Below are 11,125 nucleotides of genomic sequence, written 5' to 3' on the forward strand. Positions count from 1 at the left end.
CGTTCTCCGGTTGCGCCAATTCCAGCCGGAGACTCGCCGATCAAGTCCCATTAGGGTGACGCCTTTCGTCTGATCACCGCGAGCTGTATCCGGAGCAATCAGGTGATGACCGGCAACGTGGACCATGGAAAATTGATCCACTTGTCGGTCTCTCGCCACGAATAATCCGGCTGCACAATGGTTCTCGGCTTTGTGTAGATGACGGCCGACCGCACGTCGGGCGTATGCGCCTTCAGCAGGTCGATCACCAGCGCAAGGGTGCGGCCGGAATCGGCGACGTCGTCGACGACGAGCAACTTCTTGCCGACGATCGCATCGGTGTCCAGAAGTGGTTCGAGGACAACGGGATCGGGCAGGGTCTCCTCGATGTCGGAGTAGAACTCGACGTTGAGGGTGCCGGCAGCCTTGACGCCCATCGCGTAGGCGATCGCACCCGCGGGAATGAGTCCGCCACGGGCGATCGCGATGACGATGTCCGGAACGAACCCGTCGTCGACGATCTTCTTGGTCAGGTCGCGCGAGGCGTCTCCGAACGTCACCCACGTCAGTACTTCACGTTCCTGTTCGGTCATGACAAACCACTCTACCCAGATCCACTGTTGCCGAAACAGCAAAATTGTTTGCGTCCGTGGCCCCGAGCAGGCAGTCTCGAACCATGGCCGACCACACACACGCTCACACTCCTCCCGCCGACCGAACCGGCGCAGAGCCGGATTTCGAGAACGGTGCCTTCGACGAAGCATTCTGGGACGACCTCTACAACCAACGCACCGCCATCTGGAGCGGAAATCCCAATGCCGTGTTGGTACAGGAAGCGTCCGAGCTGACTCCGGGCCGCGCCCTGGACATCGGCTGCGGAGAAGGTGCCGACTCCCTGTGGCTCGCCGGTGAAGGATGGAACGTCACCGGCGTCGACATCTCCGATGTCGCCCTCGGCCGCGCTCGCGCAGCACAACAAGCACTCGAGCCGCGGACACTCGCGGTGACCTGGCAGCAGGAAGACGTTCTGGACTGGACTCCCCCGGCCTCGGCATTCGATCTGGTGTCGGTGCACTTCCTGCAGGTGCCACCGGACGAACTCGAACTGACCACCCGCAGGTTCGCCGCCGCGGTCGCACCGAATGGGCGACTGCTGATCGTCGGCCACAGCCCCAGCGACAGCCACGCCTCGCAGCATCCGGCCAAGCACCGACTGTTCGCACCGGAACCGGTCGTCGCTGCGGCAGGCGACGGGTTCGAGGTGATCCACGCCGAACACCGCACCCGCACGACGCCGGACGGCGACGATCGAATCGACACGGTCGTGGTGCTGCAACGCCGGTAAACTCTTCGTGGTGTTCTTGCAGTCGACGTATCGAATTCCCCTGGCCGTCACCTTCGTCGTCGCGTTGATCGTGCTCTTCACCCCCGCGTCCGGGGTGCCTTCCGGATTTCAGCACAGCGACAAGATCATCCACTTCACGCTGTTCGCGGCCCTCGCCTACACCTCCCGTCTGGCCGGAATCGGCTGGGCGAGGACCGCTCTGTGGGTATTGGCGTTCGCGACGATCTCCGAGGTCCTGCAGGCGATCCTGCCTCTGGGACGCTCCGGATCGGTCGCCGACGCTCTCGCCGACGCCGCCGGAGTTGCGGTGGGCCTGGTCGCGGCGAACTGGGTTCTACCGCAGCGCGTCAACAAAGCCCCGGACCTGCACTAGACTGAGTCCGCACCGGGTTTCCTCGGCCAGCGCGCACACTCCGGAAGGAACGCCATCACCTCGTCTTCTGCCCCGCACGATATCTACCTCGTTCCACCGGAGCACGAGACAAATGATGCCGTCACCCGAGAATCTGCAGCGTCCGCAGCCCGCCTGAGCGAACGGTCCGACGTGGTCAGCCACGACGGCCGCTACGCACTGACGATCACCTCCACCACACCGCACCAGGCGATGGTCGAGGATCTGTTGTTCGTCCGGGCCGTACTCGACGCCGCACGGATCAAATACCTGCTCGTTCGCGGCAACGACGAACGACCCGTCATCGCCATCGAACTGGCTGCCCGGGACGCGCTCACCACGGCGCTGGTGCACGCCTGCCGCGCCGAGCCCTTCTACTCCAAAACCGTCGATGCGCGCGGGAAAGCCGTGCTGGTAGCCGACGGCACACTCTCCCCGTCCGCGAACGCGCGGATAGTGCGCCTCTACCGACCGCGCGTCGAGCCGTTCAGTGGGCTGTATTACGGCGCATCGACGGCGGTGCAGATCGAATTGTGGTCTTTCTCCCCGGCCGAGATCGTGCTGCCGATCGAGAACTCCCTGACCCGACGCAACATTCGGCCCGACGAGGCCGTCCGCGGCACCGTCGAGCGCTTCGGTAGAACGTGGCCGACCATCGAGAACATGTTTGCCGACCACGCGTCGGACATCAATTTCGACATCGACATCGTGTTCTCGTGGGTCGACGGCTCGTCAGCAGAGTTTCAGGCTCAGCGTGCGCGGCGGATGGCGAACTACGTCGTCGGTGAGGGCGACGATTCAGCGGCCCGCTACCGGCAGATCGACGAACTGAAGTACGCCCTGCGATCGGTTCACATGTACGCACCGTGGATCAGGCGCATCTTCGTGGCCACCGACTCCCCGAGACCGGCGTGGCTCGCCGACCATCCCAAGGTGACATTCGTGCCGAGCGAGGCGTTCTTCGTGGATACCTCCGTTCTGCCGACACACAATTCGCAGGCCGTCGAAAGCCAGCTGCACCACATCCCCGGCTTGTCCGAACACTTCCTGTACTCGAACGACGACATGTTCTTCGGCCGTCCGGTCAGTCCGTCGATGTTCTTCTCCCCCGGCGGAATCAGCATGTTCATCGAGGCGACGACGCGAATCGGGTTGGGTTACAGCGACGCCGATCGCAGCGGCTTCGAGAACGCGGCGCGGGTGAACCGTCGAATCCTGCAGGACAGATTCGGAATGACCACCACCCGGCATCTCGAACATGCAGCAACTCCGTTGCGCCGCAGTGTGATGCAGGAAATGGAAAACGAGTTCCCGGACGAGTTCGCCTCCACCGCGGCGAGTGCATTTCGCGCGAGCACCAACATCTCGGTGACGAACTCGCTGTACCACTACTACGCGCTGATGAGCGGACGCGCGGTGGTCCAGAAAGACGCGAAGGTTCGGTACATCGACACCACGTCCGTGGCCGGTCTCGACCTGATGGAAAAGCTGCTCCCCAAGCGATCTGTCGACTTCTTCTGCCTCAACGACGGCAGCTTCCCGGAAGTCGACCTGGATCTGCGCACCCGCACCGTGACCCAGTTCCTGGACAAGTACTTCCCCATCGTCGCGCCGTGGGAGCGCGAACAGCGCTAGGCGTCGCTGAACGTCTTTCGTCGGGCGCTGTCTGCGATGGTGACTCCCGCCGCATCGAGCCTGCGTGCCGTCTCTTCCGCCGAGACCGCTTCTCCCACTGTGTCGTACGAACCCGTCGGTACCACCGAATGGACGACGGTGTTTTCGTAGACGTGGACCAGGTTGTACCCCTGAGCCCCGTCGCGGCCGCGCAGCCCGCCTGCGAGCACGTTGAGATCCTGGGTATAACAGGTGGCCGACGCCACCGAGACGGGTATGCCCGCGAAGGTGGCGGTGGTCGAATAGTGCAGGTGCCCGGCAAGAATGGACCGCACATCGGTTCCGCGAAGCACGCTCGCGAGCCGCGGCTGATCGATCAGCTCGACCAGCACTGCGAGATCGAGCACGGTCGGTACCGGCGGATGGTGCATCGCCAGGATCGTGCCGAACTCGGCGGGCGTTGCGAGAGTGTCGGCCAGCCAGGCCAATTGCTCGTCACCGAGTTCGCCGTGGTGCTTACCCGGAACCGTGGTGTCCAGGGTGATGACGCGGAGACCGTCGACATCGTGCACGCGATCGATGGACTGCCCGCTCGGTTCGGCATCGAGCAGCGTCCGACGGAACGTCGCACGGTCGTCGTGATTGCCCATCGCCCAGACGATCTGTGCGCCGAGCTCCTCGGCAACCGGCTCGACCAGAGCGCGGAGCTTTTCGTAGGCACCCGCCTCACCCTTGTCGGTCAGATCTCCGGTGAACACCAGAGCATCGGGCCGCACACCCGAGTTGCGTACGTCGGTCATCACCTGTTCGAGCCGCAACTCGCTGTCCACGCCGCCGTACAACCGGCCGTCTCCGTCGACGAGGTGCGTGTCACTGATATGCAGTAAGCAGTGATGGGGACGTGGGTACTCGGCCATCCGAGACTTCATCGAACTCTCGCTCACGATCGGACCTACCGTTTCACGTTCGCCCGGCCGGGCGAACGCCACTGCTGCAAGCCAAGCATACGAGCGTTCACTGAGAAAAAGCTGGTCGAATCTTCGCGGTGAACACCGCGGAAACTTTGAGCGTGTGACAGGTTGAACGCATGACGAAACCGAAGTGGACTTCACTGCTCGCGGCCGCGGCATTGACCGTGGGCACGATGGTCGGTATCGGCGCGGCCCCGGCCGCTGCGCAGGGCCTGCCTACCGTGGTTCTCGTGCACGGAGCCTTCGCCGACAGCACCAGCTGGGACGGCGTCGCAGCAAACCTGCGCGGCCGCGGCTACCCGGTGGTGACCGCAGAGAACTCGCTACGCGGGCCCGCGATCGACGCCGCGTCGGTGACAGATGTGGTCGAGAGCATCGACGGCCCGGTCGTGCTGGTAGGCCATTCGTACGGCGGCACGGTGATCAGCAACGTGCACGCCGACAATGTGGAGGCGCTGGTCTACATCGCGGCATTCATGCCCGTCGAAGGTGAAGCCGTCGCGCTCGAACTCGATCCGTTCCGATTCCCCGTGACGGCCCTGGTCCCACCGGTGATCGGTCTGTCGATCGTCGACGACTCGTCCAACCTGATCGGCAAGAACGTCGACTCGTACATCACACCCGCTCTGTTTCGCCCGTTCTTCGCACCCGACGTGAGCGAGGAGCAGGCCGCGCGCATGGTCGCTCACCAGAAGACCATCGCCGCCGGGGCGTTGCTCGAGCCGAGCGGCCCACCGTCCTGGGCACACACCCCGTCCTGGGCGTTGATCCCCCAGCAGGATCAGATCATCCCGACTTCAGCGGAACGCTTCATGGCGCAACGGGCCGGGGCGACGGTGACCGAAGTACCGGGCTCGCACGCGATCCTGGTCTCCAACCCCGCAGCCGTGGCCGACCTTGTGGTCCAAGCCGATTCGGGCAGCTGACGCGTCTCTGGACACGACTCGGGCCCGGCCACCTTCGAAAGGTGACCGGGCCCGAGTCGTCTTCTGGGGTGTGTCAGATCCCGATGAGGTCGTGATCGGAGACCTTCGACGCGAGGATGCGCAGGTGCTCGTCGGCACCACCGAGAGTGTGCTCGATGGCCACGAGCCGGCTGGTGTAGTGCCCGACCGGATACTCGGCGGTGACGCCGATGCCGCCGTGCAACTGGATCGCCTCTTGGCCGAGCTTGCGGCCGGACCGCGAAATCTGCAGCTTGGCGCGCGACGCGATGGTCGGGTCGACATTGCCGTCCGCCAGCGACATCGTGGCGTAGAGGCTCATGCTGCGGGCGAGCTCGAGCAGCACGTACATGTCCGCCGCCCGGAAGGTGAGCGCCTGGAACTTGGCCAGCGGAACCCCGAACTGCTTGCGCGCCTTGAGGTAATCGGTGGTCAGGCGGAGCGCTTCTTCCATCGCACCGATTGCCTCCGCACACAGCGCAGCCTGCGCCCGAACCTCGGCACCGGTGATCGCCGCAGCCGCATTCTCGGCGGTGCCGAGCGGCTCGGCCGCGACGTCCACGAATTCGATCTGTGCGGCGCGCTGACCGTCGTGAGTGGCGTAGGACTTGCGTGTGAGACCGGTCGCGTCGGCATCGACGACGAACAGTCCGGTTCCTCCGGTGGGAAGCACGGCACTGACGACGATCACGTTCGCGCTACCGCCGTGCGGTACCGGATTCTTGACACCGTTGATCGACCACGACCCACCGTCCTCGGTGGCGGTGGTGGCGACCTCGATGTTGGGCCAGCGGCTGCCGGATTCGTTGTGCGCGAACGCCAACATCGACGATCCCTCGGCCACCGGCGGCAGGAGCCGTGAGCGCTGCTCGGCACTACCGAGCTCGGAGATCAACCCGCCCGGGACGAGCACGGCATCGAGGATCGGCTCGGGTGCGAGGCGTCGTCCGACCTCGGTCATCACCGCCATGATCTCCACGGGACCGGCGTCCATGCCCCCGTCTTCCTCGCTGAACGTCAGACCCAGCAGGCCGACCTCGGCCAGCTGCTTCCAGACGTCGGTGCTCCAGCCCAGCTCACCGGCAACGATCTTGTTGCGCTTCTCGGTGTCGTAGGCCCGCGAGAGGACCTCACGAGTGGTGTCGCGCAGCAGCTTCTGCTCTTCGTTGAGTTCGAAATCCATGTCTTCAGATGCTCCCTTACAGTCCGAGAATCGCCGACGCGATGATGGTGCGCTGAACCTCGTTCGAGCCGCCGTAGATCGACACCTTGCGGTAGTTGAGATACCCCGGTACCGAGCGCTGCGCCCAGCCCTCGCTCTCGATGTCCTCGCCCGCCTCGTAGGGCAGTGAGTCCGGGCCGGCGACGTCCATCAGCAATTCGGTTGTGGCCTGCTGCAATTCCGATCCCCGCAGCTTCAGAATGGACGAGGCCGGATTCGGCTTGCCGTCGTCCGAGCTGGACACCAGGCGCAGCTGAGTCAGCTCGAGGGCGAGCAGTTCGTTCTCGACCTCGGCCATCTTGGCGGCGAACAGTGGGTCGTCGAGCAGCGTGCCGCTTCCGACCTTCGTCTGCGCAGCGTGCTTCTTCGCCTGTCCCAGATGCACTTTGGTGTGTCCGGCCCGGGCGACGCCGGTGCGCTCGTTGCCGAGCAGGAACTTGGCGTAGCTCCAACCCTGGTTCTCCTCGCCGACGAGGTTCTCGGCCGGAACACGGACGTTGTCGAAGAAGACCTCGTTGACCTCGACGCTGCCGTCGATCAGCTTGATGGGCCGCATCTCGATGCCGGGGGTGTTCAGATCGATGAGCAGGAAGGAGATTCCGGCCTGCTTCTTCGGCGCGTCCGGGTTGGTCCGCACGAGCGCGAAGATCCAGTCGGCGTACTGGCCGAGCGTGGTCCACGTCTTCTGTCCGTTAACGATGTAATCGTCACCGTCGCGGATAGCGGTGGTGCGGAGCGACGCCAGGTCCGATCCCGCCTCGGGCTCGGAGAACCCCTGGCACCACCAGATGTCGAGGTTCGCCGTCTTCGGCAGGAACTTCTCCTTGAGTTCCTGAGAGCCGAACGTCGCGATGACCGGGCCGACCATCGAGGCGTTGAAGGCCAGGGGCTCGGGTACCGACGCCAGCTGCATTTCGTCGAGCCAGATGTGGCGCTGCACAGCAGTCCAGTCGCGGCCACCGAACTCGGCGGGCCAGTGCGGCACCGCCAAGCCGTTCTCGTTCAGGATTCGCATGGTCGTGACCACCTCGTCCTTGCTCAACTCCTGACCCGTCGCGCTCTTCTCACGAATCTCGGCGGGGACCTTCGTAGTGAAGAACGTCCGCATCTCGTCACGGAACGCGGCCTCTTCTTCTGTCAGGGCAAGATTCATCGACAATCCTCCAAGCTCGTTCACGTATCTTCGTATCGACCGTACTCCCTGGTAACTCTGGGATATTCTCCGCTCACTATGACTTTTCTGGCACTGGTTCGGCACGGTGAAACGAACTGGAATCTGCACGGGCGTCTGCAGGGCTCTTCGGACATTCCGCTCAACGACACCGGCCGTGCTCAGGCCCGCGAGGCCGGCTACGAACTCGAGTACCGCCAGTGGGACCACCTGGTCAGTTCACCGTTGGTCCGAGCAGCCGAAACCGCCGACATCATCGGTGCCCACCTCGGACTGGCACGCACCGCCGAGTTCCCCGATCTGGCCGAACGACACTTCGGCGAGGCCGAGGGATTCACCGACTGGGATGCGTATTCGCACTGGCCGAACGGCATGTACCCCGGCTTGGAGCCCCGCTCGAATCTGATCGTGCGAGGCGTGCGCGCCGTCGACGACATCGCCTCGCGCTACCCGGACTCCGCGGTGATCGCCGTGGCGCACGGCGGCGTCATCCGAGCGATCTTCGACGCGATACGGCGGCGGCACTCGCCTCGTATTCTCAACGCCGGAGTCTCCACCCTCGAACACGACGGTTCGCGCTGGACCGTTCGCACCATCAACGGTGTTGCGGTCTGACAGGATTTTCGTTCATGGAGATCGAACGTCGCATCACCGAACTCGGTTTCACAATGCCCGGGGAACCGACCGCGCCGCCGGGTTTCGAGTTCTCGTTCGAGTGGGTGCGGGTACGAGGCAACCGAGTGTTCGCCTCCGGGCATTCTCCGTTGGCTCCGGACGGGACTCTGGCGGGCCCGTTCGGCGCAGTCCCGTCGCACGTGAGTCTCGACGCAGCCACCGATGCCGCGCGCGACACCGCACTGGCCCTCCTCGGTAGTGTCGCCCGCGCCGTCGGCGATCTCGATCGAATCAGCGCGTGGCTCAACGTCACCGGATCGGTCAATGCCGATCACGGCTTCACCCAGACCACGACGGTCGTCAACGGATTCTCCGATCTGGTGCTGGCGATTTTCGGGCCAGAAATCGGTGCGCACGCGCGCACTGCGCTCGGGGTGGCGGCACTACCGATGAACAACACCGTGGTGGTGTCAGCGGAATTGGAGATCGACGGGTAGGTTTCGGTGCACTCGTAGTTACGGTGAAAGCAGGCGCGGATGGTGCGCAGATCTACTCTTGCTCTGGTCGCGATTCTGATCGCCATACTGGGGTTGTCCGGATGCAGCTCGTCCTCTCAGTCGTTGCTGGACCGCGTCCGCGACGACGGGGTGCTGGTGGTCGGCACCGAAGGCACGTACAGCCCGTTCAGCTATCAGGGCGCGGACGGCCAGCTCACCGGGTACGACATCGACGTAATCAACGCGGTCGGTGCGGAACTGGGGGTCCGCGTCGACTTCGTGCAGACGCCGTTCGACTCGATATTCGCCGGCCTGCAATCCCAGCGATTCGACCTCATCGCCAACCAGGTCTCGATCACCCCGGCCCGGCAATCGGCGTACGACCTGTCCACGCCCTACACCGTGTCGGAAGGTCAGATCCTCACCGCTGCAGACGACTCCACTATCGCGACTCTGGCCGATCTGTCCGGCAAGACCACCGCCCAATCCTCGACGAGCAACTGGGCCGAGGTCGCTGCGAACGCAGGTGCCAACGTCGAAGCCGTCGAAGGATTCGTCCAGGCGGTCACCCTCGTCAAGGACGGCCGCGTCGACGCCACCGTCAACGACTCCCTCGCGATCGCCGAGTACCTGCAGCAGACCGGCGACACCGGTGTGAAGATTGCCGGCGAGACCGGGGACACGACTCTCCAATCCTTCGTGGCCCGCAAGAACAGCGGCCTCATGGACGAGGTCGATGCGGCCGTCGACACGCTGCGTGAAAACGGCACCATCGCCGAGATCTCGAAGAAGTACTTCGGTAGCGACGTCGCCGCACCGACGGCGGACACCGTGGTTCCGGTGAGCGACGACGCCGCGTCGACGGCTCCGTCCAAAACTCAGTTGGTTCTCGACAACTTGTGGCCGATGCTCAAAGCCACTGTCACGATGACCATTCCGCTGACCGCCATCAGTTTCGTGGTCGGACTCGTCATCGCCCTCGCGGTCGCGTTGGCCCGCATCTCGTCGATCAAGCCGCTCGCTGCGGTCGCCCGGTTCTACGTCTCGATCATCCGCGGCACTCCCCTACTGCTGCAGCTGTTCATCATCTTCTACGGGCTGCCGCAGTTCGGCATCGTGATCTCACCGTTCCCGGCCGCAGTGGTCGCGTTCTCGTTGAACGTCGGTGGTTATGCCGCTGAGGTCATCCGTGCGGCGATACTGAGCGTGCCCAAGGGCCAATGGGAGGCCGCGCAAACCATTGGCATGGGCTACCGAACCACGTTGCAGCGCATCGTGCTTCCGCAAGCACTACGCACCGCGGTACCACCGTTGTCGAACACGCTGATCTCGCTGGTCAAGGACACCTCGCTCGCGTCGACCATCCTGGTGACCGAGCTGCTGCGCGTCGCGCAACTCGCGGCGGCACCGACCTTCGACTTCTTCACCCTCTACTCCGTTGCAGCGCTCTACTACTGGCTGATCTGCATCGTTCTCTCGTTCTTCCAAGGCAAGCTCGAAGTCCGACTCGACAGGTACGTGGCGAAATGACAGACCTGCTGGAAGTATCCGCTCTGAAGAAGTCGTTCGGGCCACTCGAGGTGCTGAAGGACATCTCGTTCACCGTGCCGTCCGGCACCGTCACCGTCATCATCGGGCCGTCCGGATCCGGCAAGACCACGGTGCTCCGTACATTGAACGCACTCGACCGAGCCGACGCAGGGATCATCCGAATCGGCGATGTGTCGGTGGATTTCGCCGAGCCCGTCGGCGCGGCGCAACTCCGTCACTTCCGCGCCCAGAGCGGCATGGTGTTCCAGAGCCACAACCTGTTTCCGCACAAGACGGTGCTGCAGAACATCATCGAGGGACCGGTGATCGTGCAGAAGCGCGCCAAGGACGACGCCATTCGCGACGCGCACGCAATCCTCGACCAGATCGGTCTCGACGCCAAGTCCGATCAGTACCCGTTCCAGCTCTCCGGTGGCCAGCAACAGCGCGTCGGAATTGCTCGCGCCCTCGCCCTGCACCCCAAACTGATGCTGTTCGACGAGCCCACTTCGGCCCTTGATCCCGAACTCGTGGGCGAAGTTCTGGCCGTCATCAAAAACCTTGCTGCCGAGGGTTGGACGATGGTGATCGTCACCCACGAAATCCGCTTCGCCCAGCAAGTCGCCGATCAGGTGTTGTTCATCGAGAACGGCGTCGTCCTCGAACGCGGCACGCCGGAACAGGTGCTGGTGAACCCGACCGAGCCCCGCACACGACAGTTCCTGCAGCGGATATTGGCGTAGAGCGCTGCGCGCATGTGAGTGGAACTTCGTAGCAGGGGTCGAGTTTCCGCTCAGTGATACTGGAGTTGTTCGTCGAGGTGGAAGGTGTGACTCGTTTCCGCTC

The 11,125-nt window shown here is 64.0% G+C and carries 12 protein-coding genes; 8 read left to right on the top strand and 4 right to left on the bottom strand.

From position 1 onward, the window contains the following. Positions 1-98 precede the first annotated feature (98 nt). Positions 99-572, bottom strand: a complete 474-nt coding sequence (locus tag O4220_RS27490; protein ID WP_269608713.1) for a phosphoribosyltransferase — start codon at positions 570-572, stop codon at positions 99-101. An 83-nt stretch (positions 573-655) separates the two neighbouring features. Here O4220_RS27490 and O4220_RS27495 point away from each other — a divergent pair, with 83 nt between their 5' ends. From O4220_RS27495 to O4220_RS27505, 3 genes are all read left to right on the top strand, one after another. Continuing rightward, positions 656-1,324 carry a class I SAM-dependent methyltransferase gene (locus O4220_RS27495; RefSeq protein ID WP_269608714.1) on the top strand — a complete coding sequence of 223 codons (669 nt, stop codon included), beginning with the start codon at positions 656-658 and terminating at the stop codon, positions 1,322-1,324. 10 nt (positions 1,325-1,334) lie between these two features. Next, entirely contained in the window at positions 1,335-1,697 is a 363-nt protein-coding gene (locus tag O4220_RS27500) for a VanZ family protein (protein ID WP_269608715.1), read from the top strand. Between the two features lie 153 nt (positions 1,698-1,850). Then, complete coding sequence (locus O4220_RS27505; RefSeq protein WP_269608722.1) at positions 1,851-3,350, top strand: stealth family protein; 1,500 nt, start codon at positions 1,851-1,853, stop codon at positions 3,348-3,350. On the opposite strand, the gene O4220_RS27510 is transcribed toward O4220_RS27505, so the two are convergent. Continuing rightward, positions 3,347-4,258, bottom strand: coding sequence for a phosphodiesterase (locus O4220_RS27510; RefSeq protein ID WP_269608723.1), 912 nt, complete (start codon positions 4,256-4,258; stop codon positions 3,347-3,349). The two genes, O4220_RS27505 and O4220_RS27510, sit on opposite strands and share 4 nt — an antisense overlap. 158 nt (positions 4,259-4,416) lie before the next feature. On the opposite strand from O4220_RS27510, the gene O4220_RS27515 reads away from it, so the two are divergent. Further along, positions 4,417-5,226: an alpha/beta fold hydrolase gene (locus O4220_RS27515; protein ID WP_269608716.1), complete on the top strand. Its 810-nt coding sequence runs from the start codon at positions 4,417-4,419 to the stop codon at positions 5,224-5,226. A 73-nt stretch (positions 5,227-5,299) separates the two neighbouring features. Here the strand turns inward: O4220_RS27515 and O4220_RS27520 are convergent, their stop codons facing one another. Beyond that, positions 5,300-6,427 carry an acyl-CoA dehydrogenase family protein gene (locus O4220_RS27520; RefSeq protein WP_269608717.1) on the bottom strand — a complete coding sequence of 376 codons (1,128 nt, stop codon included), beginning with the start codon at positions 6,425-6,427 and terminating at the stop codon, positions 5,300-5,302. Positions 6,428-6,443: 16 nt separating this feature from the next. Then, positions 6,444-7,619, bottom strand: a complete 1,176-nt coding sequence (locus O4220_RS27525) for an acyl-CoA dehydrogenase family protein (RefSeq protein ID WP_032396511.1) — start codon at positions 7,617-7,619, stop codon at positions 6,444-6,446. Between the two features lie 78 nt (positions 7,620-7,697). On the opposite strand from O4220_RS27525, the gene O4220_RS27530 reads away from it, so the two are divergent. Genes O4220_RS27530 through O4220_RS27545 form a run of 4 tightly spaced genes read left to right on the top strand, consistent with a single transcriptional unit; the run spans position 7,698 to position 11,022 of the window. Then, on the top strand, positions 7,698-8,252 hold the full coding sequence (locus O4220_RS27530; protein WP_269608718.1) for a histidine phosphatase family protein: 555 nt from the start codon (positions 7,698-7,700) through the stop codon (positions 8,250-8,252). 14 nt (positions 8,253-8,266) lie between these two features. Continuing rightward, the gene (locus O4220_RS27535) at positions 8,267-8,749 is read left to right on the top strand and encodes a RidA family protein (protein WP_269608719.1); all 483 of its coding nucleotides are present in this window, start codon (positions 8,267-8,269) and stop codon (positions 8,747-8,749) included. A 39-nt stretch (positions 8,750-8,788) separates the two neighbouring features. Next, positions 8,789-10,279, top strand: a complete 1,491-nt coding sequence (locus O4220_RS27540) for an ABC transporter permease subunit (RefSeq protein WP_269608720.1) — start codon at positions 8,789-8,791, stop codon at positions 10,277-10,279. After that, the gene (locus O4220_RS27545) at positions 10,276-11,022 is read left to right on the top strand and encodes an amino acid ABC transporter ATP-binding protein (RefSeq protein ID WP_269608721.1); all 747 of its coding nucleotides are present in this window, start codon (positions 10,276-10,278) and stop codon (positions 11,020-11,022) included. Before O4220_RS27540 ends, O4220_RS27545 begins: the two co-directional genes overlap by 4 nt. Positions 11,023-11,125: the final 103 nt, after the last annotated feature.

The sequence above is a fragment of the Rhodococcus ruber genome, assembly GCF_027270735.1.
Taxonomy (GTDB): domain Bacteria; phylum Actinomycetota; class Actinomycetes; order Mycobacteriales; family Mycobacteriaceae; genus Rhodococcoides; species Rhodococcoides rubrum_A.